The 24,197-nt window shown below is 43.5% G+C and carries 20 protein-coding genes; 17 read left to right on the forward strand and 3 right to left on the reverse strand.

The window, feature by feature from the left end:
• Positions 1–88: 88 nt before the first annotated feature.
• From rsgA to spoVM, 3 genes are all read left to right on the forward strand, one after another.
• Positions 89–994, forward strand: coding sequence for a ribosome small subunit-dependent GTPase A (gene rsgA / locus H70737_RS11715; RefSeq protein ID WP_042187397.1), 906 nt, complete (start codon positions 89–91; stop codon positions 992–994).
• A gap of 3 nt (positions 995–997) precedes the next feature.
• On the forward strand, positions 998–1,663 hold the full coding sequence (rpe, locus tag H70737_RS11720) for a ribulose-phosphate 3-epimerase (protein ID WP_042187399.1): 666 nt from the start codon (positions 998–1,000) through the stop codon (positions 1,661–1,663).
• Between the two features lie 176 nt (positions 1,664–1,839).
• Entirely contained in the window at positions 1,840–1,920 is an 81-nt protein-coding gene (spoVM, locus tag H70737_RS11725) for a stage V sporulation protein SpoVM (protein ID WP_020431362.1), read from the forward strand.
• Positions 1,921–2,028: 108 nt separating this feature from the next.
• Here spoVM and rpmB read toward each other — a convergent pair whose 3' ends face one another.
• Positions 2,029–2,217, reverse strand: a complete 189-nt coding sequence (rpmB, locus tag H70737_RS11730) for a 50S ribosomal protein L28 (protein ID WP_042187400.1) — start codon at positions 2,215–2,217, stop codon at positions 2,029–2,031.
• A 191-nt stretch (positions 2,218–2,408) separates the two neighbouring features.
• On the opposite strand from rpmB, the gene H70737_RS11735 reads away from it, so the two are divergent.
• From H70737_RS11735 to H70737_RS11750, 4 genes are all read left to right on the forward strand, one after another.
• Entirely contained in the window at positions 2,409–4,193 is a 1,785-nt protein-coding gene (locus H70737_RS11735) for a DAK2 domain-containing protein (protein ID WP_042187402.1), read from the forward strand.
• Positions 4,194–4,277: 84 nt separating this feature from the next.
• Complete coding sequence (locus H70737_RS11740) at positions 4,278–5,141, forward strand: DegV family protein (protein ID WP_042187404.1); 864 nt, start codon at positions 4,278–4,280, stop codon at positions 5,139–5,141.
• 9 nt (positions 5,142–5,150) lie between these two features.
• A complete protein-coding gene (gene recG / locus H70737_RS11745; protein ID WP_042187406.1) occupies positions 5,151–7,202 on the forward strand; it encodes an ATP-dependent DNA helicase RecG in 2,052 nt (683 codons plus the stop codon).
• A 66-nt stretch (positions 7,203–7,268) separates the two neighbouring features.
• Positions 7,269–7,556, forward strand: a complete 288-nt coding sequence (locus tag H70737_RS11750; protein WP_042187408.1) for a stage VI sporulation protein F — start codon at positions 7,269–7,271, stop codon at positions 7,554–7,556.
• A gap of 583 nt (positions 7,557–8,139) precedes the next feature.
• On the opposite strand, the gene H70737_RS11755 is transcribed toward H70737_RS11750, so the two are convergent.
• Positions 8,140–9,000, reverse strand: coding sequence for a YitT family protein (locus H70737_RS11755; protein WP_197071282.1), 861 nt, complete (start codon positions 8,998–9,000; stop codon positions 8,140–8,142).
• 867 nt (positions 9,001–9,867) lie between these two features.
• Here H70737_RS11755 and H70737_RS11765 point away from each other — a divergent pair.
• Both H70737_RS11765 and H70737_RS11770 read left to right on the forward strand, forming a co-directional pair.
• Complete coding sequence (locus H70737_RS11765; protein ID WP_231573434.1) at positions 9,868–10,281, forward strand: DUF2500 domain-containing protein; 414 nt, start codon at positions 9,868–9,870, stop codon at positions 10,279–10,281.
• 97 nt (positions 10,282–10,378) lie between these two features.
• Positions 10,379–13,105: a calcium-translocating P-type ATPase, SERCA-type gene (locus H70737_RS11770; RefSeq protein WP_042187412.1), complete on the forward strand. Its 2,727-nt coding sequence runs from the start codon at positions 10,379–10,381 to the stop codon at positions 13,103–13,105.
• A 94-nt stretch (positions 13,106–13,199) separates the two neighbouring features.
• Here H70737_RS11770 and H70737_RS11775 read toward each other — a convergent pair whose 3' ends face one another.
• Positions 13,200–14,135 carry a C40 family peptidase gene (locus H70737_RS11775; RefSeq protein ID WP_042187414.1) on the reverse strand — a complete coding sequence of 312 codons (936 nt, stop codon included), beginning with the start codon at positions 14,133–14,135 and terminating at the stop codon, positions 13,200–13,202.
• A 324-nt stretch (positions 14,136–14,459) separates the two neighbouring features.
• Between H70737_RS11775 and H70737_RS11780 the strand changes: the two genes are divergently transcribed.
• The 8 genes from H70737_RS11780 to H70737_RS11815 all read left to right on the forward strand — a co-directional run bounded on the left by H70737_RS11780 (position 14,460) and on the right by H70737_RS11815 (position 24,184).
• Positions 14,460–15,530, forward strand: a complete 1,071-nt coding sequence (locus tag H70737_RS11780) for an ABC transporter substrate-binding protein (RefSeq protein WP_042187416.1) — start codon at positions 14,460–14,462, stop codon at positions 15,528–15,530.
• A 61-nt stretch (positions 15,531–15,591) separates the two neighbouring features.
• Positions 15,592–16,515, forward strand: coding sequence for an ABC transporter permease (locus H70737_RS11785; RefSeq protein ID WP_042187419.1), 924 nt, complete (start codon positions 15,592–15,594; stop codon positions 16,513–16,515).
• Positions 16,508–17,302, forward strand: a complete 795-nt coding sequence (locus tag H70737_RS11790) for an ABC transporter ATP-binding protein (protein ID WP_042187421.1) — start codon at positions 16,508–16,510, stop codon at positions 17,300–17,302. Before H70737_RS11785 ends, H70737_RS11790 begins: the two co-directional genes overlap by 8 nt.
• Before the next feature lie 181 nt (positions 17,303–17,483).
• Positions 17,484–19,259 carry a sensor histidine kinase gene (locus H70737_RS11795; RefSeq protein ID WP_081951098.1) on the forward strand — a complete coding sequence of 592 codons (1,776 nt, stop codon included), beginning with the start codon at positions 17,484–17,486 and terminating at the stop codon, positions 19,257–19,259.
• On the forward strand, positions 19,252–20,820 hold the full coding sequence (locus H70737_RS11800; protein ID WP_042187425.1) for a response regulator transcription factor: 1,569 nt from the start codon (positions 19,252–19,254) through the stop codon (positions 20,818–20,820). Before H70737_RS11795 ends, H70737_RS11800 begins: the two co-directional genes overlap by 8 nt.
• Before the next feature lie 120 nt (positions 20,821–20,940).
• The gene (locus H70737_RS11805) at positions 20,941–22,278 is read left to right on the forward strand and encodes an extracellular solute-binding protein (RefSeq protein WP_042187427.1); all 1,338 of its coding nucleotides are present in this window, start codon (positions 20,941–20,943) and stop codon (positions 22,276–22,278) included.
• 142 nt (positions 22,279–22,420) lie between these two features.
• Positions 22,421–23,341 carry a carbohydrate ABC transporter permease gene (locus tag H70737_RS11810; RefSeq protein ID WP_042132108.1) on the forward strand — a complete coding sequence of 307 codons (921 nt, stop codon included), beginning with the start codon at positions 22,421–22,423 and terminating at the stop codon, positions 23,339–23,341.
• Positions 23,342–23,344: 3 nt separating this feature from the next.
• Positions 23,345–24,184: a carbohydrate ABC transporter permease gene (locus H70737_RS11815; protein ID WP_042126927.1), complete on the forward strand. Its 840-nt coding sequence runs from the start codon at positions 23,345–23,347 to the stop codon at positions 24,182–24,184.
• The last annotated feature ends 13 nt before the right edge of the window (positions 24,185–24,197 follow it).

A 24,197-nucleotide genomic window follows, 5' to 3' on the forward strand; every position in this document is an offset into this window, starting at 1 on the left:
TGCTTGAATAGTTGTGGCAGCGAAGTGACCCGGGGATGTTCAAACTTGGGTCATTTTCGCAAAATCAGGAGAGGAAGGCTCACTATGTATGCCTGAAGGAATAATAGTAAAGGCGTTAAGCGGATATTATTACGTAAAACCGCTTCGTGAAGGATTAATTGCAACAGAGGAAGTTTCAGTTCAATGCAGAGGCCGAGGCATACTTAAGAAAAAGGGGATCGCTCCTCTTGTAGGTGACCGCGTGATCTATATGCTGACTGAGCATGGTGAAGGGATGGTGGATGAGCTTCTCCCTAGAGAATCTGAGTTAATTCGTCCACCTGTAGCGAATGTAAGCCTTGCCGTTCTATTATTTTCTGTGCGGGAACCTGATATGAACCTGAATCTATTGGACAAGTTCCTAGTTCATATTGAGCACTCGGGACTGGAACCTTTAATCGTTCTGACCAAACAGGATTTGGCTAATGATAATGGTGAAGCCACTAAGTATGTTAAAGAGCTCTATGAAGATATTGGTTATGAAGTGATGGTTACAAGCTCAATTACAGGAGCTGGCAGTGATGAACTAAGAGAGCGGCTTACTGGTGGTATTAGTGTATTTGCCGGACAATCTGGGGTAGGAAAGTCGACCTTATTGAATCGTATTGTGCCAGGACTTAAACTGGAGACAGGTGAGATCAGCTTACGTTTGGGCCGTGGTCGTCATACTACCCGACATGTAGAATTGATGGATATTGGCGGGGGCGGCTTTGTAGCGGATACCCCTGGTTTTAGTCAGCTTGATTTTCTTGAGCTTGGGGTTGAAGAGCTCTCTACTTGTTTCCGTGAATTTGCAAACTATGCTGGGGATTGTAAATTCCGTGGTTGTAGTCATCAGCATGAACCAGGCTGCCGAGTTATCGAGGCATGGAAAGCTGGAAATATCGCTGATAGCCGGTATGAACATTACAAATTATTTTTTAATGAAATGAAAGATAAAAAGCGGAGGTACTAAGTCATGATACGAATTGCACCATCTATATTGTCTGCCGATTTCGCAAGTTTAGGTTCAGAGGTTGCAGAAGCTGAGGTCAGTGGCGGGGATTGGATCCATGTGGATGTAATGGACGGGCATTTTGTGCCGAATATAACGCTTGGTCCACCAATCGTAAAAGCGGTCTCGTTACATACGAAACTTCCACTAGACGTTCACTTAATGATTGAGTCTCCAGAACGTTATATTTCTGATTTTGCTGCCGCAGGCGCTAGTGTGATTACTGTTCACGCTGAGGCTTGCGTTCATTTACACCGTGTGGTGCATCAGATCAAGGAATTGGGTCTTAAGGCAGGAGTAGCTATTAATCCTGGCACTCCGGCATCAGCGGTGCGTGAGGTGCTTGAGGATGTGGATATGATTCTCGTGATGACCGTCAATCCTGGCTTTGGAGGTCAAGCATTCATTCCTAACACGTTGCGCAAAATTACTCAAATTAGAGAATGGGCGAATGAAGTCAATCCAGATCTACTTATTGAAGTCGATGGTGGTGTTTCGGAAGCTACAGCGCCATTGGTTGTCGGTGCAGGAGCGGATGTTTTGGTTGCAGGAAATGCAGTTTTTGGCCGGAGTGATCGTGCTGCAGCGATCCTTGAGATTCGAGAAGCAGCGGAAGCGGCACTTCGTTAAAAAAATAGGCTATTACGACTAAAGGTATAGGCCAAGTCCTCGACGCATAAATATGGTTACATGAGCAGAAATCTCATGTAGCCTTTTTTGTTTTGGCAGGGAGGACTGCAGTACGTTACCGTTAGAACAAGAAGAAAGTCTCCTGCGTACGGCATGAATTGATGGGAGGGTAAACCATGAAATTTTACACGTTTAAGCTGCCAAGGTTTTTGGGAGGTTTTGTTAAAGCGATTTTGAACACATTTCAGAAGAGTTGATCTTGGGCTTGGAACAGAAAAGAAAACATGAAAAAAAGCACCTTACAAATGTAAAGGGTGCTTTTTGCTTCATATGAGTGATCGCTCGGTCTTTAAAATTGCAAAAGACTAAACGCGTTCAACTTTACCGGCTTTCAAAGCACGGGTGCTGACGTACACGCGTTTTGGTTTACCGTTCACGAGGATACGGACCTTCTGAACGTTAACTCCCCAAGTACGACGGTTGCGGTTATTGGCGTGAGACACGTTGTTACCGCTGCTCGGTTTCTTGCCTGTTACTGCACATTTGCGGGACATAGATTACACCTCCTTATTCCTAACACCTGCATAAAACAATACTTATCTATAATATCACAGCAAATTTTGCTACGTCAACCGATTCAAAAACATTTATTTCTTTTAATACTTATAGTACAATGTAAATTAGTGCATTATGTCCTGTTAATCATAGAATGATTAGGCATGAAGTTAGGAAGGGGAATTCTCAATTGAGTAAGCGTTCTATAAACGGAACAGATTTTACCGCTATGGTATTGGCTGGAGCGGATAAGCTGCAACAGCATGCAGAACACGTCAATTCCCTAAATGTTTTTCCGGTTCCAGACGGAGATACCGGAACTAACATGAATTTGACGATGACCGCAGGTTCGAATGAATTGAAGAAAAATAATACAACGTCTGTCGGTCAATGTGCAGGTGTACTCTCTAAGGGCTTGTTAATGGGCGCACGGGGGAACTCCGGAGTTATTTTATCTCAATTGTTCAGAGGGTTTAGCAGATCTGCAGCTCAACATGATGAGCTGAACACACAGCAATTTGCTGCTGCATTGCAAAGCGGAGTGGACGCAGCCTATAAAGCAGTTGTAAAGCCTGTAGAAGGAACTATTCTTACAGTGGCTAAAGAGGCTGCAAGACATGCTGTCTACTATGCTCGCCGAACTACAGATGTTACAGAGCTCATGACAGAGGTATTGGCCAAAGCAAAGGAAGCCTTAGCCTATACACCGGAACAATTGCCTGTCTTGAAGCAAGTCGGTGTCGTAGACTCTGGAGGTCAAGGACTGGTCTATATTTATGAAGGGTTTCACCAGCATCTGACGAGCGGAAGCTCCGGTGTATCTGAACCTGTAAAAGGACAACCTCAGGCACCAGTCGTGCCAACACCGGTACCGGTGTTAAAGAAACCTGAAAGCGAACTGTCTTCTGTACAGTCTTCTGCGCAATCACAGCTTTCAACAGAGGACATAGAATTTCTATATGATATGGAGTTCTTCATTAATCGCCAGTTAGGCGGTAACGTGAGAACGGACTTTGATGAGGAAACCTTTAGGAAAGCGTTGTCAGTAAATGGAGATTCCATTATTGTAATTTCGGATGATGAAACCATTAAAGTGCATGTGCATTCCAAGGCTCCAGGTGAAGTTTTGAATCTGGCACTCCTCTATGGGGAAATTACGCAGATTCATATTCTCAATATGCGTGAGCAACACCGCGACTTGTTAACTGCAGGGATGGATATTGCACCTATGCCAGATGTTTTCGCGGATATGCCGGATGAGCAGAGCCGTGTACAATCAGCTCCAGCCGAACCACCAGCAGATGATTTGGCACCTTACGGCTTCATCGCAGTATCATCAGGCGCTGGGATTGCAGATATTTTCAAAAGCCTCGGTGTGGACGTAGTCCTAGCTGGAGGTCAGACTATGAACCCTAGCACAGAGGATTTCGTGAACGCGATTTCTTCCATCTCTGCGAAGCATGTTTACATTCTGCCGAATAACTCTAATATTGTTCTTGCCGCTCAGCAAGCTAAGGAGCTCTTGGAAGGCGAACGTGAGATTACGGTTATTCCAAGCAAAAGCATTCCTCAAGGAATCGCTGCAGCCTTCGCGTTCCAAGAAGAGGATTCCGTGGAGACTAATTCTGGGAACATGCTAGAAGCAATCTCACAGGTCAAGTCAGGACAAGTAACAAATGCTGTCCGTGATACAAGCTTTGATGATCTGGAGATTAAATCCGGGCAATTTATCGGAATTTCGAACTCCAAAATTGTCGCTGCCGCAGATGATCTGTTAGCTGCAAGTCAGGCGCTGCTGTCCAATATGCTTGAGAATGGCGATGAAATCGTCACGATCCTTATTGGAGCAGAAACTGATTCTGAGGTCACAGATTCCTTAAGCGAGTGGCTGGAAGAGACTTACCCGAATGTGGAAGTAGAGATTCATGAGGGTGGCCAACCCCTTTATTATTATCTTTTCTCCGTAGAGCCATAGGTAGATGCTGAGGGTTCTATAACAGTTCAGGAGCAACTTGCTAATTACGTAGTTGGCAAAATTATAGTATGGGGGAGATAATCCATGAATCGTACCATTATCGTCACCGACAGCACATCTGATATCCCGCCAGCAATGGCGGAAACGTATGGCATTGAGGTCGTCCCTTTGACCTTGATGTTCGGCGAAGAGGCTTTCCGGGACAATCTGGATATGACGCCGGAGCAGTTCTATGAGCGACTTCCCCGCTCGTCACAGTTGCCGACTACTTCTCAACCCTCACCGGTTGAATACATGAATGTGTATCGAGATATTTTGGAACGTTACCCGGGAAGTCCTATCCTTTCGTTTCATATTTCTTCTGGACTAAGCGGTACGTACCAATCAGCACTATTGGCTAAATCGATGTTGGAGGAAGAGGGAGAAGGGATCACTGTAGTAGATTCTCTCTCCGCTTCTTACGGTTTTGGATTTATGGTGGTGGAAGCCGCCAGATTGGCTGCTGAAGATAAGAGTCCCGAAGCGATTCTTGAAGCTGTAGAAAGTCTGCGCCAATCTCGTAAGCTTTACTTCTTGGTAGATACACTTGAATATTTACAAAAAGGCGGGAGAATCGGAAAGGCCTCGGCCATTCTGGGAACGCTTCTTAATATTAAGCCGATCCTGTCTATTGATGCAGAAGGAATAATATATGCGGTGGAGAAAGTTAGAGGCCGTAAGAAGGCTATTGCCCGTATGATTGAATTATTTAAGAAGGATATTCAAGGTGTAGACAAAATCAATGTGGCCGTGGGTCATACGGCTGAACCGGCTTCCGGTGAAGAGTTCCTGAAAGAGCTGTCAGGACATTTTACACTAGAAGAGAAAGTGCTGACGAACGTCGGCCCTGTCGTGGGCAGCCATGTCGGAAACGGTACGTTAGCTGTATTCATTTGGCCTGCAAAATGAGGGATGAATATGACACTGTCATTAAATCAAATTGAAGTAAAAAACATAACTGGCGTGAGTGCTCAAAAGCAAAGCGAGCTTCACGCCTTTGGCGTCTTTACAGTAAAGGATTTATTAGAGTATTATCCGTTCCGTTATGAGGATTATCGACCACGCTCGCTGAGTGAAACTAAACATGGGGATAAAGTGACTACAGAGGCTAAAGTGATCGGTATCCCCGTACTGCAACGTTTTGGTGGTAAGTCACGACTTAGTTGTAAAATGGTTGCGGAGCCTTGGATGTTCACAGCTACATGGTTTAATCGTCATTACGTGCGTGAGCAACTTACTGTGGGACGAGAAATTGTACTCACAGGTAAATGGGATCAGAAGCGAAATCAAATTACAGTGACGGATTTTGAATTCCCCGATCGTGGGGAAGGGAAGACAGGGACACTACAGCCTGTCTATTCCGTCGGTGGAAAGATCACGCAGTCGTGGATTAGGAAAAGTATTAATCAGGCGCTTCAACAGTATGGAGATTTAATTCCCGAGATACTACCACATGCTATTATGCGGCAATATGATTTTATGCCCCGTAAACGGGCGATTGCTACCATTCATAGGCCAGAGGATACGCGTGAAGGGCAGCAGGGACGCCGCAGGATGGTGTATGAGGAGTTGTTTCTGTTCCAGTTGAAGATGCAGGCATTCCGGGTACTCAATCGCGGTAGGATGGATGGTGTAGTCCATACCGTAGATAACGCAACCGTGCGCCAGTTTGTTCGCAGCTTACCTTTTGAGCTTACAGATGCTCAGAAACGAGTAGAGCTGGAGATCTTACATGATCTGCGATCACCATATTGCATGAATCGACTGCTTCAAGGTGATGTGGGTTCCGGCAAAACGGTACTAGCTGCCGTCGCGCTTTTTGCCACCGTGCGATCTGGTTTTCAGGGTGCGCTTATGGTGCCCACTGAGATTTTAGCAGAGCAGCATATGCGTTCACTTACGAAGATGTTTGAGCCGTTTGGAATTACGGTTGGTCTGTTAACAGGGAGCGTAACTGGACGGAAACGTAAAGAATTGTTAGCTTCACTACAAATGGGGATGCTCGATATTGTTGTAGGAACGCATGCATTGATTCAGGAGGATGTATTTTTCCGTGATCTGGGTCTTGTAGTTACGGACGAGCAGCATCGGTTTGGTGTAAACCAGCGAGGTGTATTGCGGCGTAAAGGATATAATCCGGATGTACTTACGATGACTGCAACACCTATTCCACGTACTCTTGCGATCTCTGTTTTTGGAGATATGGATGTATCCACGCTGTCGGAAAGACCGAAAGGCCGAGTGCCAATAACTAGTTATTGGGTCAAGCATGATCTCATGGATCGTGTCCTAAATCTGATTAAGCGTGAAATAGAGCTGGGACGTCAGGCGTATCTGATCTGTCCGCTCATTGAAGAATCGGAGAAACTGGATGTACAGAATGCTATAGATTTACATATTCAGATGAGCCAAGCTTTTCCTAACTATAAAGTTGGGCTTTTGCATGGAAAGATGTCTCCAGCTGAAAAAGATGAAGTGATGCGAGCATTTTACAACAATGAACTGCAACTCTTAGTATCCACAACGGTTGTAGAGGTGGGTGTAGACGTTCCTAATGCCACGTTGATGATTATTATGGATGCAGACAGGTTCGGATTATCACAGCTGCACCAGCTTCGTGGACGGGTTGGTAGAGGTCAGCATGCCTCTTATTGTGTACTAGTGGCTGATCCGAAATCTGAAATCGGGCGTGAACGAATGACTGCCATGACGGATACCGATGATGGATTTGAGATTTCGCGGAGAGATTTGGAGCTGCGTGGCCCAGGTGATTTTTTTGGAACCAAGCAGAGTGGATTACCGGAGTTTCGCTTGGCGGATATGACGGCTGACTTTGAAGTGCTGGAGCAGGCGCGTGATGATGTGGCAGAGCTGCTTAAGGATGAGAAGTTCTGGACATCTCCTGAATATGCACCTCTTCGGCATTATTTACAAGGCGAGCAAATTTTCCAAGGGGAATTAATTGACTAAGTAGGCACATCTAGCTCCTAAGCCTCATATACTGTGAAAGATTGGATATGACGGGAGGTGCTACACTTGGGTTATCAACAATTCGGAATTAGCCCTCAGCTCGTGGAACGCATCAAGCTGAAGATGAAAAACGCGACTGTCAAAGATCGTATTAAAAATATGATTAACGGCGTCTCGAAACAAGAGCTACAGGACACGGCAGTTGTTCGCAGGCTGGTACGGAATGCGTCAGGTGTACTGAACGAGAAATTGACCTCGACGCAGGAAGACCAAATTGTGAAATTTATTATCGCTCAGAAAATTGATCCAAACAACACCTTCCACTTGATCCGTTTGTGGGGAATGTTCCGTTAGGAAAGTGTGCTAGCGAGTATAGGCTAGATCTTAGGTCTAATTCTCAGCTAGCTAAAGGAGTAGAGGCTGTCTCAAAAGTAGTGAATGCTGCTTTTGAGACAGCTTTTTTTTGTGTCAATCAAGGATGAATTCTAGGGAAACGAAGACAAACAAACACTGGCTCATTAACGTTGATTAATGAACGCCGACTGACGAACACTGATTAACGAACGTAGACTAACCAATAATTTTCCGGTGAAAATCCTGCAATAGTACATCTTTAGATGATACGAGGAGGGTTAATGTATTGATTCCTGCAAATCTGCAGGAATTCTTGCATCAGAAGAAGCTTTCGAGCCATAAATGAGGATATTCCTGTACATTTGCAGGATTTGGGCTTAATGGAGCGGATATCTGAGCCAAAAGATGTACTTTGCAGGATATCGTAATACCAGCGAAAGAACCCCGGTTGATAACGAAAAAGTAGCGCTCCCCCCATACACGGGAGAAACGCTATTTCTATTACGTGGAATCATAAAGGTTACCTTCAAACAAAGAAGACGTAATCATCCTACTCACCATGCTTATCATTCTGCCCTAATAGTTAGGATGGCAGATTACTCAATCTTTGATCACTGGCAGCTGATTTGAGCACAATTTGGCTGTCAGGATCACAATTAAGGACGATGGTCCGCAATTGATGTTCTTCCATTTTGTTGATGAGACAAAACAATGTGCTCAGCTCTCCATTTTGCCCGGAGCCTTCAGCAAGCCCAACTTCTCGATTTAATGAGTTTTCGAGAGCTTCCTGGATATCCATGCAACTATTGCTGGTAATCCATGCAGCGCGTGAATCGGATAACCCTCGGAGTGAGAATCTCACACCTTCGAAGGCCAATAAGTAAGCAATAATGGAGTACATGGCTTGCTCCCAGCCAAATAGTGTGCCTGCTATAAGCAAAATAGCACAGTTTAGAATCATGATGACGACTTCGGTTGACTTTGGCGGTCCACCACTCAGAAGTGAATATCCTTGATCACTTGCATGTTTGTTCACACCACCGAATCGGACAGATATACCGATACCGAGTCCTAAACATATGCCACCTGCCATAGCAGCAGGTAAAGGATCACTAATCACTGCAGGAAAACGGTGTAGAGCAAGAGAAGCGATGGTCAAGCAAGCTAATCCTAGAACGGTATACAGAGCAAAGCGAAGATTCACTTGCTTTCGAGACATGAATATAAAAGGTAGATTGAATAGAAAAAGAAACAATCCCAACCGCATTTCAGTGGTATGAGCGAATAATGCCGATAAACCTGTGATTCCACCAACTACAAGCCCATGTGGTATGAGAAATAACTCTAATCCTACTGCGGCAAGTAGTGCTCCTGCAATAACGGTTAGAACTCGTAATACTGAATTTTTACGTAATTGTTTATGTTGTGTTGTCTTAGTCTGCAATGTTTTTCCTCCTTTAGCAGGGGAAACAACTTTATTCATTTTCGTAGGAAGCGACAGCTTTTTGGATAATTTTAGCAGCATGTCACTTCTTTAATTTATATACTGTATCCAATAATTTATAGATCCATTTTGATTCCTATGCTAGAAGTAAGTTTGCACTAACAAATTTTTACCGATTCCCGATAAATCCGATTCTCTATAATCCACGAAAGTCTACCCTGCATTTAGGTGTCTTATAATTATTTCGCTTTCTTCGAATTTTTATCAATGGAAGTTCTAAATGACCTTCAGTAACAATCATTTAAGGTAGATATGAAATTCGCATTGCGTGATATTAGAAAGTGAGAAGTGAATTTTAACAGGTACAGCCGCAGTCGAAGCAAGAATTTATAGATCACAGGACGGAATACAAAAGAAAGCACAGGGAGTATCGCGGCTACCGCAATAGATTTAGTTCCCCACTGTTCAGTTATTTTGATGGCTCCTATTTGAGGAGTTATTTGGGGTACCGTCCTTACGGGAGCTATAAACTTTCGCTCGTAGCGTTCAATTTCGGTTGTCTTTGATTCTTGCTCCGTAGTGAATAATCCTCCAGACCAAACCGGTGGAAAAGAAAACATCATTCCTAGAATTAGGACTATACGAAGAAACCAAAGTAGTGACAAGCGCGCTATATATTGCACCGAAATAACACCTCCCAACTGTATGTAGTATAAAAAGCATACCATACCTTATCATTTGATTCCAAATTGTTTTGTGAAAAAAATTCATTTGAAAACGATGAAAACAAGAAACCGAACGGGAAAAATGACGTATTTCGTAGAAAAGAAGACTTTTATTATCTTGTATCAGTCAGGAGGAATGAATTTGAGCGAATGGCAGGATTTTAACGGTTTTGATAAACGAAGCTTTTTCGGAAGTTTCATTCATGAGATGCCCCTATTTTTTAAATTATTTGCTTTGTTTATTCTAGGTGTTTTCGTCTTTATAATTTATAAATCAGTGAGAAGCTGGATAGCCAACAACGCAAGTCCCTTGATAAAAGCTAGCTCTAAAGCTGTAACGAAACGGACTGAGGTATGGGGTGGTTCGGGTGAGTCGAGCGCACATACTAGTTATTATGTGACGTTTGAGTTTGAGGATGGTGGACGCTTGGAATTGCAGGTTAGAGATCAGGATTTTGGTCTGATTGTAGAAGGGGATCGAGGAGAACTCCTTTATCAAGGGACTAGATTCAAGAGCTTTGATCGAGTCAAGCAGACGGAACAGCTTAATTTCTAAAATTGTACATAACGTTCTAGAATCACCGTGCCTTTTTTGGGTAAGACTCATATGAGAGGTTTTACCAGAATCTCAATCCCGGAAGGAGGCTATTGTCTTGAACTCAAATGATCCAAAATCGCAGGGGCAGGTACCTTTTCATACACTAAGTGAGGAAGAAGTGCTCAAAAGGCTGGAAACTAGGAAAGATGGTTTGTCTTCCGGTGAAGCCGCTAAACTTCTGGAGCAGTATGGGAAGAACGTACTTCAAGAAGCAAAAACTAAATCTCTGCTAGGAAAATTTATTGAACAATTTAAAAATGTAATGATCTTTATTTTGCTAGTGGCGGCAGTATTGTCTGGGGTTTTGGGAGAATGGACAGATACAGTCATTATTTTGTTGGTAGTCATCCTGAATGCGGTACTTGGCGTTATTCAGGAAAATAAGGCAGAGCAGGCGCTAGATGCCCTGAAAAGTATGTCCTCTCCGCATGCCAGAGTGCGACGTGGAGGTCAGGTCTCAGAGATTAAAAGTGAAGATCTCGTACCTGGGGATATCGTATTGCTGGAAGCTGGAAATGTAGTTCCGGCGGATATTAGACTGTTAGAAGCTGCTTCTTTGAAAACAGAGGAAGCCGCGTTAACCGGAGAATCATTACCTTCAGAAAAGAAGGTTGGTGTGCTTGAGGGAAGCGACATTGTTATCGGGGATCGCACCAATATGGCTTATATGAGCAGCAATGTAACTTACGGTAGAGCGGTTGGTGTCGTCACAGCTACAGGAATGCAGACTGAAGTCGGCAGGATTGCTGGGTTTATCTCGGAGGAAGAGAATGATGTAACACCGCTGCAAAAGAAACTAGATGAACTAGGAAAATATTTCACCTTTATTATTCTTGGTGTCTGTGTAGTCATTTTTGCCGTCGGTATATTTGAGGGTAGAGAGCTGCTGGATATGCTTCTCACCTCGATCTCACTTGCAGTAGCAGCGATTCCTGAAGGGCTGCCAGCAATTGTGACGATTATCTTGGCACTCGGAGTGCAGCGGATGGCTAAACGTAAAGCGATCATTCGCAAACTCCCCGCTGTAGAAACGCTCGGAAGCACCGAAATTATTTGCTCTGACAAGACAGGTACTTTGACTCTAAACAAGATGACTGTCGAAAAAGTGCATGTCAATGGAACTACGAAAGAAGCTGCTGAAGGTCTTGAAGGGACACCGGGTGGTGAACTATTGCTTCAGGCTATGACGCTTTGTAATGATTCCAGCATTGACGAAGGGAATTCCTCTGAAGAACCTGGAGGGAATGATGGAGCTAAGGACCCGCAAACTAAGAGTGGTAAAGCGATTATCGGGGATCCTACGGAAACAGCGTTAGTGGACTACGCGCTCAGTATAGGTACTGACAAAAGGGATTTAGAAAAGAAATTCCCACGTAAAAATGAACTGCCATTTGACTCCGATCGCAAGCTGATGACGACGATTCATGAAGTTGAGAACGGACGTTATCGTGTGTTAACGAAAGGTGCACCAGATGTGCTTTTGTCCAAATGCAGCCATATCTATGTGGATGGAGAGATCGTTCCTTTTAATGATGAACATTCACGACATATCATGGAAAGTAATACAATGCTTGCGAATGATGCACTGCGGGTGCTGGCATTTGCTTTCAGAGATGAACAGCAGCTACCGACTAACCTCTCCCCGGAAGCTACGGAGAAAGAACTTATATTTATCGGTTTAGTCGGTATGATTGATCCTCCACGAGAGGAAGTACGGGATGCGGTAGCAATCTGTCGTAAAGCGGGGATTAGACCTGTAATGATTACAGGAGATCATCGAGATACTGCAGCGGCCATTGCTAAAAGATTAGGTATTATCGAAGATGAGACAGGCGTATTGACCGGCAGTGAGCTGGATAAATTCAGTGAAGAGGAATTTGCTGAGAAAGTCACTAATTATTCGGTTTATGCACGTGTATCTCCTGAACATAAAGTTCGGATCGTTAAGGCGTGGAGGAAAAAAGGGAAGATTGTTGCCATGACGGGTGACGGTGTGAATGATGCTCCTGCGCTTAAATCATCAGATATCGGCGTCGGGATGGGCATCACAGGAACGGATGTAGCTAAGGGCGTCTCAGATATGGTGCTAGCTGATGATAACTTTACGACCATAGTTGTTGCTGTTGAAGAAGGACGGAAGGTTTACAGCAATATCCGTAAGGCCATCCAGTTCCTACTCTCAGCCAATCTTGGGGAAGTGCTTACGCTATTCATTGCAACCATGATCGGCTGGCGTATACTCGAGCCAATTCATATTCTGTGGATTAATCTTGTTACCGATACCCTACCGGCACTAGCTCTTGGGCTTGAGAAGGCGGGGGGTGATTTGATGTCGAAGAAACCACGCAAAGCCAGCAGCAGTATCTTTGCTGGAGGCGTGGGAATCGGGATCATCTACCAGGGTATATTAGAGGCCGCGCTTACGCTGTTTGTATACCAGTGGGCACATACCCATTACAATGAGGGGATTGCGGTTACGATGGCATTCGCCACATTAGGATTGCTGCAAATTTCTCATGCGTTTAACGTCAGATCCAATACGAAATCGTTGTTCCAGATTGGCTGGTTCAGCAACCGGTATATGCTGTGGGCATCACTGATCTCTACACTTATGCTGGTGCTGGTGATTATCATCCCAGGACTGAATGACTGGTTTGGTGTCTCGCATTTAAGCGGGTTACAGTGGGGAATTGTAATTGCTGCAGCACTGGCGATTATAGTGATTGTAGAGTTTGTAAAGCTGTTTGTACGTTTAAGTGGCAAGGGCAAGAACTGGGATTAAGAATACCGCTTTATGCTGCAACAAAGAAGCCTGAACCCTTCCATAGCGGAGGATTCAGGCTTTCTTAATAGGTGCCTTTAGCCAGTAATATGGGTTACAGAATGCGCTGCATATGCAGGATTACGTTGCTCCAATACCCTGAGTCCAGCTCACTGATCTGAACCCCGGGATCACCCCAAGTATGAATGAACTTTCCATCCCCAATGTAAATACCGACATGCCCGGGTATAGCGTCACTTTCAAACCGACCTGGGACAGTGAAGAATATAAGATCGCCGACATCTAATGCACTGCGTTGTACGCGAGAACCTATATTATCTTGATCCTTGGCTAAGCGCGGTAAGTTTACACCGAATTGTTTGAATACATGCCTTGTAAAAGAAGAACAATCAAATTTCTTAGTCTCTTCATAAGGCCCGGTACCGAATTCATAAGGCACACCTAAGAATTTTTTGGCATAAGTAACTAATTCCTTCTTGTCTGCTTCAGAAATACTTTGAATGTGAAATGGTTTAGCTTCATTCAATGATTTAGCAGATGGTGTTTTTATAATAGCTTCATGGTCGGTCGGTGTGGCTATGTTGATTTCACCAGACTGAGGATTCCAACCCACCTCCGTTTGAAGAAATTTGGATAGGGCTAAAGGTGTGATATAGATTTGACCTTCTTGTCGTCTAGGTGCCTGCGGTAATGTGATTTTCTCACCTAGGGAGAAGACTTGAGTAGAGCCAGGGCGCAGCATATACATAACATCACTGTAGCCAATTTTGGTGTATCCCCCATGAGTAGCATCATCTTTCATACGATAACCGAGTGAAGTAATCGCAGGTTTGAGTGGAATCCAGTACTTTCCTTGAGCATCGGTGATGGCGGACTTTTCATAATAACTTGAGGCTTGCATGCCATCGGGAGTTACGGCGTTTACCTTGGGTTTTTGTGATTGTGAAGAGTAACCGCATGCGGTACTTGATAAAACGGCAGCGAGCAATACAGTAGCAGTGGATAGTAATTTTTTGTGGTTATTAGGCATATGACACGCTCCAAATTCAAACTGTAGTTTAAGTTTGTGCAGGGGGCTTTTTTTTATGTAATGGGGACCAAGGCAATCACTGTAAGACATAACCAAGTCCTTCCTATATTGGTGAGTTATGCGCTATAAAATTTGTAATCTATGGAAGTAGGATAAGTGATTGACGGATAAACAACCTCCATATAATATAGGTTTAATAGATTTCTATCATTATTGTGAGGTACGTGTAAGCTTATGCTTTAATGCTTTTATCGATAAAAGTGATAATGCTGAGTCGCTCACTTTGATGCACGCGTTAATAATCTAATGAAATGGGGTACTTTAATGAAAAAGAGAAACATTTTTGCAGGTTTAAGCTTATGCTTCATGCTAGTAGCTGCTGGCTGTGGCAACAATAATGCCGCTGTAAACTCAGGAAACGCAACAAGCACTGGAAATGCGCCAACGAATGCTGGAACCGCTGATTCCAAAACGTACAAAATCGCAATTTCCCAATACGTAGAACATCCATCACTTGATGCTACACGCGAAGGTATTCTTGCTGCTTTGAAGGATGCCGGGCTTGTTGAAGGAGAGAACCTGAAGGTTGACCTTGAGAATGCTCAAGCTGACCCTGCGAATAACTTGACCATTGCTCAGAAGATTGCAGCTGACACTAATGATTTGGTATTGGCTATTGCAACACCTTCTGCTCAATCGGTTGTTCAAGCGCTTAGTAAATCAAGTAAGGACACTCCGATACTGTTCGCAGCAGTGACTGATCCACTCGATGCAAAGATCGTAACTGATCTGGAGCACCCAGGTGGAAATGTTTCTGGTGTATCAGATACGAATCCTGAAGCTATTAATAGATTAATGCAATTCATTGCTACTCAATTTCCTAATGTGAAGAAGCTGGGCATTGTTATCAATGAAGGTGAACCGAATGCTGTAATTATGGCGGATATTGCTAAGAAAGAGCTGGATAAACATGGCATTGAGCTTGTGAAGGCAGCCATCACAAATACTTCTGAAGTGAAGCAAGCTGCTGAATCACTAGCTGGTCGTGTAGATGCATTCTACATTACTTTGGATAACACAGTAGTGAGCGCTGTTGATACGATTATTCAAACAGCTAATGATAAGAAAATACCGTTCTTCTCCAGCGACCGGGATACCGTTGAAAAAGGCGCATTTGCAACCGTTGGCTTCAAATATTTCGACCATGGTTACCAAGTTGGACAAATGGCAGTGGACATTCTGAAGAATGGTAAAAAGCCAGCAGATATGAAAGTAACGATGCAAGAAAAGCTCGATCTTATCCTTAACCTTAAAGCGGCTGCCGCACAAGGCATAGAAGTGACGGATGCGATGAAAAAAGAAGTTGCCGATCAAGCTAACAATATTATTCAATAAGACATTCTATAGGGGCGATTCCATGAGGGCGCCCCTTGATGCTTGAAAGGAGAAGACTTCTATGTATGATTCAATGCTCGGGGCTGTGGAGATGGGTTTGCTCTATGCATTTATGGCTTTAGGGGTGTATATTACTTTTCGCATTTTGGATTTTCCTGATTTGACTGTAGATGGAAGCTTTACTACTGGCGGTGCTATTGCAGCCGTTATGATTACCAATGGTTATGCACCCTGGTTAGCCACGCTTGCTGCTATTGCAGGTGGGATGCTGGCAGGAATGTGTACCGGTCTACTACATACGAAGGGCAAGATTAATGGATTGTTATCCGGGATTCTAATGATGATCGCACTTTATTCCATCAATCTGAGAATTTTTGGCGGTAAGCCTAACTGGTCACTAATGGGTGATACCACGTTGTTCTCGTCCATCAATCCGCTTCTTGTTCTTCCTTTTATTGTTTTATTTGTGAAAATTCTAATGGATTTATTCTTGCGTACTGATCTTGGGCTTGCTTTAAGGGCTACCGGAGATAATGCAAGAATGATCCGTAGTCTGGGTGTAAACACAGATAACACGACAATTCTCGGCGTCAGTTTATCCAACGGAATGGTGGCACTTTCAGGTGCATTGATCACTCAGTATTCTACCTTTGCGGATTCCTCAATGGGTATAGGGATGATTGTTATCGGCTTAGCTTCGGTAATCATTGGTGAAGCCATTTTCGGTGCTGGAAATGTTTTCCGTGCGACGTTGGCAGTTGTTCTGGGATCTATTGTTTACCGAATCGTAGTTGCATTAGCCTTGTATGTACCATGGTTGAGACCTTCGGATCTTAAGCTGATTACGGCGATTATCGTTATTTTCGCACTTGTATTCCCATCGATTCAGCGTTTCTTGAAGCAGAAGAATATGGCGCGTAAACGTTCGCTTGAATTAGCTGAACAAGCGATTAGCAGCAAGAGAGGAGGCACCATCGATGCTTAAACTGGATAACGTATCTAAGCTGTTTAATCCTGGGACACCGGATGAGAAGATCGCGCTACTTGGCATTGATTTGGAGCTTCTTCCTGGTGACTTTGTTACCATTATTGGAAGCAATGGTGCTGGTAAATCAACGCTAATGAACATTATTTCTGGTGTGATGAAGCCGGATCTTGGTTCAGCTAGTATTGAAGGGAATTCGATTAGCCATTTAGCAGAATATCAGCGCAGTCGCTGGATCGGACGGGTTTTTCAGGACCCGATGGCAGGTACGGCTCCACGGATGACGATTGAAGAAAATTTAGCGATGGCTTTTAAAAGAGGGAAGAGTAGAGGATTATCGTTTGGTGTAAATGCAGCGAGACGGACGATGTTTCGTGAGGAGTTAAGTCGTCTCGGGATTGGATTGGAGAATCGTCTGCGAGCTAAGGTAGGATTATTATCTGGTGGGGAGAGACAAGCACTGAGTTTGCTAATGGCAACCTTTACCCAGCCGCAAATTTTGCTGTTAGACGAACATACAGCGGCACTTGATCCTTCACGAGCGGAGCTGATTACTAAACTGACAGAGTCTATCGTCCGTGAGATGAAGCTGACTACGCTTATGGTTACCCATAACATGGAGCAGGCTATACGTCTTGGCAATCGTCTTATCATGATGGATAAAGGCCGTATTATCCTTGATATTGATGAAACAAGGAAAAAGGATCTTACGGTAGAACGCCTGCTGGGAGAATTTGAGACCATCAGTGGTCATAAACTGGCGGATGATCGAATGATGCTTGGTTAGTTTTGTATAGGAGTATCTTAGGCTCAGGATAGGGGCTTAAAGTGAATTCTGACTCTGGATTTCACTTTAAGTCCTTTTTGTTGTAAGTTTTCCCGAATGCTTCAATATCATTTATGATAGGATATAGTGACGATAAATATTATTCCCATAATAAGGGTTTGGAGTGAATTGGAGGATGCTTATGTTTTGGAAGAATGTTAGCGCTTACAGGAGTTCGGGTATTTTTAATAAAATGATATTGATCATTTCATTTTTGCTGCTGCTGTCCTTTCTGTTCTCTTTAACCGTCCTGCAGTATGTTTATCGAATTTATGACAAGCAAATCTATGAAAAGGCATCTGAAGTGCTGGGAATGTCATCTATCAGTATAGAGAGTACTTTGAGAGAGCTGGAACAACTTTCTTTTACAGTGGTCTCTGATGAGCAAATTCAGGAATGTCTTCGCCAGTTGCAGGATGATCCTCAACCATATGAGCGGCAGGTCCTACATAATAAAATCATTAACAGGTTAGTTGCCTTTGCAGGAGCAGAGAAATACGTTTATTCCATGATGTTATTGGATACGAATGGCGGCGCTATGACTGCGGGTAATCGGGAAGGTGTATCACAGGATCTCCAGGATCAATTAAAGCCTCTGGCTAAGGAAGCTAGCGGTAGTATTGTGTGGTATCCCCAAGGGAATAAGAATTCACTCCTGGCTGTTCGGCAGATTAAATCTTACACCGGATCAACCTTTACGCTGGACGATTTAGGGACGTTAGTCATTCGAATTCGGATTGATCGTATTATTGCAGATAGCACTAGTAACACTTCGGATGGCGATCAGTTGATTGTTGCAGATGCGACTTCAGGGCTAGCGGTTTATCCCCAAACTCCGATGTTGCTGCCAAATGAGCTTAAAGCGGAAACGGAACGTTCCGAGCTTTATCGTACGGCTAAGTATGAAGAAGGAACATATTTTATAACGAAGACTAAATCATCTTATATGGAATGGATGTATATCAATGCGACCCCCTTCAATGAGATGTTCAAACATATTACTTTTGTAAAAAAATTGGTCGTCATCATATTCGCGCTCATATTACTAATTGGATTGCTCTTAGGCTATCGATTAGCCCGAAGTATTGTACGCCCGATTTCAAAGCTGACTAAAAAAATGAAACAAATCGAGAAGGGTGATCTGGATAATCTGGAGGAACAGTCGCTAGGTGTCGTTTCACAAACTGCGCAGGACGAGGTAAGTCAGCTTAACAGAACCTTTAAAATGATGATCCGCAGAATCAGAGAACTTATCGATGAGAATTATGCGAAGCAGCTCATTATTAGAGAGACCGAGCTTAAAGCACTGCAGGCACAGATCAATCCGCATTTTTTGTACAATACACTTGAATCGATCAATTGGTTAGCGAAGATGAACAAGCAAGCTAAAATCTCAGAAATGGTAGAAGCGCTCGGCTATTTGTTTCGCAGTTCGATTGGTCTTAAAGACCCGTTGATTACAATTGAAAAAGAGCTCACCATTGTGCGCAATTATGTCATTATCCAGAAGACACGATTTGACGAGAGACTTGATTTCCGCATGGATTTTCCAGAGCATTTGCATGACGCTTTAATTCCGAAGCTGACCCTTCAGCCATTGATCGAGAATGCGATCCGATATGCATTGGAGCCTAATATCGAGCCTTGCACGATTTCTATAACCGTAAGTGAGGAAGACCAGGGCCTTGATATTCGTGTTAGTGATAATGGGCCGGGGATGAGTGCCGAGTTCATCAAAGATTTACAGCAGGGAAGAGTTAAGACACGTGGCGAAGGCATTGGGTTAGCGAACATCGCAGAGCGTATTCAAATCGTTTTTGGCCCAGAATGGGGTACAGTGATTGAAAGTGAGCGAGGTCAAGGAACAACAATACACGTACGTATACCTTATTTAAAAGGAGTGCAAGAGAATGTATAAGTTACTGCTGGTTGATGATGAACGGTTGATACTAGAAGGAATATCTCAGGTAGTGGACTGGGCGCAGGCAGGAACGGAACTTGTGGGTACTGCGCGAAACGGGATAGAGGCCTTAGAGAAAATAGAGGAGCTTCGCCCAGAAATAGTGATTACTGATATTTCCATGCCCGGATTGGATGGACTAGGCTTGGTGCAGAAATGCAGTGATCGGTTTCCTGAGGTAAAGTTCGTTATGTTGACGGGTTATAAGGATTTTGACTACGCCTGTATCGCTATGCAGCATGGAGTGAAACATTATCTGCTTAAGCCGTGCAATGAGAATCAAATTCATGATGCGTTAGTTGAACTGGTAGCAGAGCTCGATGAACTTAAGGGCCGGACGGAATTTGTAAATGATATGAAGCAACGTTTTACTAAAGTTCTACCGCATGTAAAGGAACAATTTTTGAAGGAATGGATCTCTAACAAAACGTACGGGAGTCAAGATTTAGAGTATTATCAGGAGCTGCTAGGTATCGAATTAAATGACAAAGTGGTGCGTTTGATCTTGTTCAGACTGGAAGGTTCTTATGAATATGAGCAACTATTTGCTTTGCAAAATATTGCACAGGATATGCTGCAAGAAACGCTGCTTAGTACAAGGATAGGCGGATTTATTCTGACACTAATGGAAGTCGAAGGAGAGACTGCGCTGAATAGTACACTGCTTGAACGAATTTCTGATGTACGGAAAATGTTCTACGAATTTTATAAAGTGGATGTAACCATTGCGATTAGTGACGCGGACTTCATGATACATTCACGGAGATTGTATCGTCAGACTCTGCAATGCCTTAACCACTGCTTTTATATGGAAGAGGGAGGTTTGATCACAGGAAGTGATATTCCTAGTGATGAACTAAGCGGAAGAAATGACATTGAACTAGATGAAGAGCAAATCTGTCTGCTGATTAAGGCGGGCGAACAAAGTGCAGTAGAGTTTGAATTAGAGCGGTTATTTAATCTGCTAGCTGAACAGCGTGTGGATATTAATGTAACGCGATCTTATGTTTTGCAATTGTATTCTGCGATGATACGTTTAGCCGTCCCTGATGAAAGAAATACCTTTACTTCAAGTATGGTGGAACTGGCTGAGATCAGGACTTTAAGTGGTCTTAAAGCCTATGTAAAAGATGCTGCTGCTCGTTTGACAGCGATGTATGATCGACATTTTCGCTGTCGCCAATCCTTAATCGTAGATAAAATGTTCAAAATTATTGCGGATGATTATAAGAATGCGGAACTGTCACTTAGCTCAGTCGCTGCTGAGATGTTATACATGAATCCTGATTATCTCGGGAAAATATTTAAGAAAATCACGGGGGAGAAATTCTCTAATTACGTTACTAATTACCGGATTACTAAAGCATCAGAACACATTATGCATAGTGGTGATGTAAGAGTATTTGAGCTCGCTGAAATGTTCGGCTTCGGTGGGAATGCACAGTATTTTAGTCAAGTGTTCAAAAAAGTAACTGGGCAGACACCCACAGAATTTATGAAACCCTCTCAAGGGAACTGATTATTGAACAAACAAGACGGTTTTTTGTATTCAACAATTACTGAATATTTGAGAAGATTTATACATGAAAGCGCTACCTAAAGGGATCAGAGCCTTTATACTATTATAGGAAAAGGGGACATGAATTTGAAAAAGAGATTCGCTTTACTAGCCGTACCATTGTTGTTGTCATCGATGTTAGCTGGTTGTGGTGGAGGTAATAACAATAATAGTGCTGCCGCTACGGATTCCGCTACAAACACGCCTTCAGAAACGAAACCCGCAGCTACAACTTCAGCAGAACCCGTAACTCTGCGTATAGCTTGGTGGGGTGGAGATACACGGCATTCTTATACACAACAAGTGATTGATATGTATGAAACCAAGTACCCGAATGTAACGATTGAACCTGAATATGCTTCATTCGATGATTATTGGAAGAAGCTTGCCCCTCAAGCAGCAGCGAATCGACTTCCTGATATCGTTCAAATGGATATTTCTTATATTAATCAATATGGGTCTAACGGACAGCTCGAAGATTTGAAGCCTTATTTGAACTCTCAGATCCAAGTCGGCGATGTGAATGAGAACGTCCTTAGTACTGGGGTAATCAATGAGAAGCAATTCGGAATTCCATTAGGCGTTAACGTACTTGGTTTTCAATATGACCCAGAATTGCTAAAGAAGGCAGGGGTGGATTCCATTCCTGAGAACTGGACTTGGGATCAGTACAAAGAAATTGCTGCGAAAGCTAAATCAGCTGGACTGTATATCGACGGTTCTATGGCAGCTGACGTATTCTTCAACTATTATCTGCGTACAAAAGGGCTGGCACTTTATAACAATGATGGTTCAGCGCTTGGATATGAGGATGATGCCTTGTTCACTGACTTTTTCGGAATGCTGTCTGGTTTAATTAAAGATGGAGCGGTTCCATCCCAAGACAAACTGAGCCAAAACAAAGGCGTTATCGAGGAGTCGGATATAGTAAAAGGAACAGGTATCGGCGTATGGCAATGGTCTAACCAATATGTTGCATTGCAAATCGCTGTAAATCGCCCTATGGCACTGGCACAAATGCCTGGTCCGGATATGGAAAAAGGACTCTACATGCAGCCAAGTATGTATTGGTCGGTTACTTCTAACTCAAAAGTGAAGGAAGAAGCAGCGAAGTTCGTTGATTTCTGGATTAATGATCCCGAAGCCAACAATCTAATCAAAGGCGAACGTGGTGTGCCAATTTCAAGCAAAATCAAAGAATCTGTAGCTTCACAATTAACGGATTCCGGTAAGCAAGTATTTAAATTCGTAGCTGACATGGAGCCTACTACTTCTCCAATGAGTCCGCCAGTTGGATCGCCAGAGGTAGTAGCACTCCTTACAGACCTTGCTGAACAAATGAACTTCGGCAAAATTGACCCAGCCGCAGCCGCCGCGCAGTTCCGAAAAGAAGCGAACGCTATTCTCTCCAGCCGGTAATAGAAGGTAATAGATAACTATACTGCGTCTAACATGGGAAACGGCATGCCATTTGGTTAGGCGGCAGTCCGTTTCCCTTATTATTCACATAAAAAGGAGTTGGAGACCCTTGGCATCCACGAATCCCCTTCCTTCGAATCCGCTGGCTTTTAAGAAAAAGAAGCTAACAGGCCGGAGTTTACGAAGCAACCTTACAGGATATGCCTTTATCAGTCCATTCGTCATTGGCTTCCTTTGCTTCACATTGATCCCGATGATCATTTCTCTTTATCTTTCATTTACCAAATACAATTTGTTCGCTCCACCTAAATGGATCGGATTTGATAATTACATCAAAATGTTCTCGAATGACCCGAAATATTTACATTCATTAAAGGTGACGCTGCTTTACGTATTTATTGGTGTGCCTTTACGTCTCACCTTTGCATTATTTGTGGCTATGATTCTAAATACTAAATCGCGCATGATCGGAGCCTATCGTACAACTTATTATTTACCTTCTATTATAGGTGGCAGTGTGGCGGTATCCATCATGTGGCGTAATATTTTTAGTGATACTGGAATTATTAATGGCATGCTCGGTTTTTTCGGCCTTGGTCCAGTAAGTTGGTTTGGTAATCCGAGCGCTGCGCTTATTATGTTGATCACCTTATCCGTGTGGCAGTTTGGTTCATCCATGTTGATCTTTCTGGCGGGTCTAAAGAACATTCCTGGTGAAATGTACGAGGCAGCTAGTGTAGATGGAGCAGGCTTTTTCAGAAAGTTCTTTAAGATTACAATGCCCCTCCTAAGCTCAGTTATTCTGTTCAATCTAGTCATGCAGACGATCAGTGCATTTATGACCTTTGTTCCAGCTTATATTATCTCTAAAGGTGAAGGCGGACCAATGGACGGTACGATGTTGTATTCTCTATATCTATTCCGTCAGGCCTTTATGTTTAATAACATGGGTTACGCTTCAGCTATGGCGTGGGTGATGTTGTTGCTAGTCGGCATCATGACCGGAATTTTGTTCAAGACATCCAAATCGTGGGTCTTCTACGAATCGGAAGGAGGAAAATAATCCATGGCGAAAATGAAACTGAAATGGCCGCTGTATCACATTCTTATCGGTGGCCTCGCTATCATTATGCTGTATCCGATTTTGTGGATGATCATGAGCTCTTTTAAAGAGAGCCGGCTTGTATTCGTTACCGCTCAGCAGCTTCTTCCCGATCCATGGGTATGGGGGAATTATGCTAAAGGCTGGGAAGGGATTGCCGGATATTCCTTTGGTGTCTTCATAAAGAATTCATTAATTATTGTCGTTGTAGCCACTCTAGGAGCGGTGGTTTCTTCTTCACTGGTAGCCTTCGGATTTGCACGTAATAAGTTTGTAGGGCATGGCTTATGGTTCGGTATCATGATGATGACGCTTATGCTTCCTTCAGATGTAGTGCTAGTCCCGCAATATATCATCTATGCGAAATTGGAATGGCTCGATAGTATCAAGCCGATCGTGGTTCCACAGTTCTTCGGTGTTCCGTTCTTTATTTTCCTAATGCTGCAGTTTATTCGGACAATACCTGTTGAACTTGACGAAGCGGCTACGATTGATGGGTGCGGGAAATTTGGACTGTATTTCAGAATCATTCTCCCACTCATCCGTCCATCTATGGCTACTGCAGCGATCTTTTCCTTCTATTGGCGCTGGGAAGACCTGCTTGGGCCAGTGTTGTACCTGAACTCTCCATCTAAATATACAGTTTCTATGGGGCTGAAAATGTTCCTCGACAGTGAGTCCGTGTCCAACTGGGGACCCATGTTCGCCATGTCCGTTCTTAGCTTGGCACCCGTCATGATTATTTTCTTTATCTTTCAAAAGCAGATTGTGGAAGGAATCAGCACCAGTGGTTTGAAAGGATAAAATATCTAATGAA

Origin of the sequence: Paenibacillus sp. FSL H7-0737 (genome assembly GCF_000758545.1) — a bacterium.
Classification (GTDB): Bacteria; Bacillota; Bacilli; order Paenibacillales; family Paenibacillaceae; genus Paenibacillus_AQ.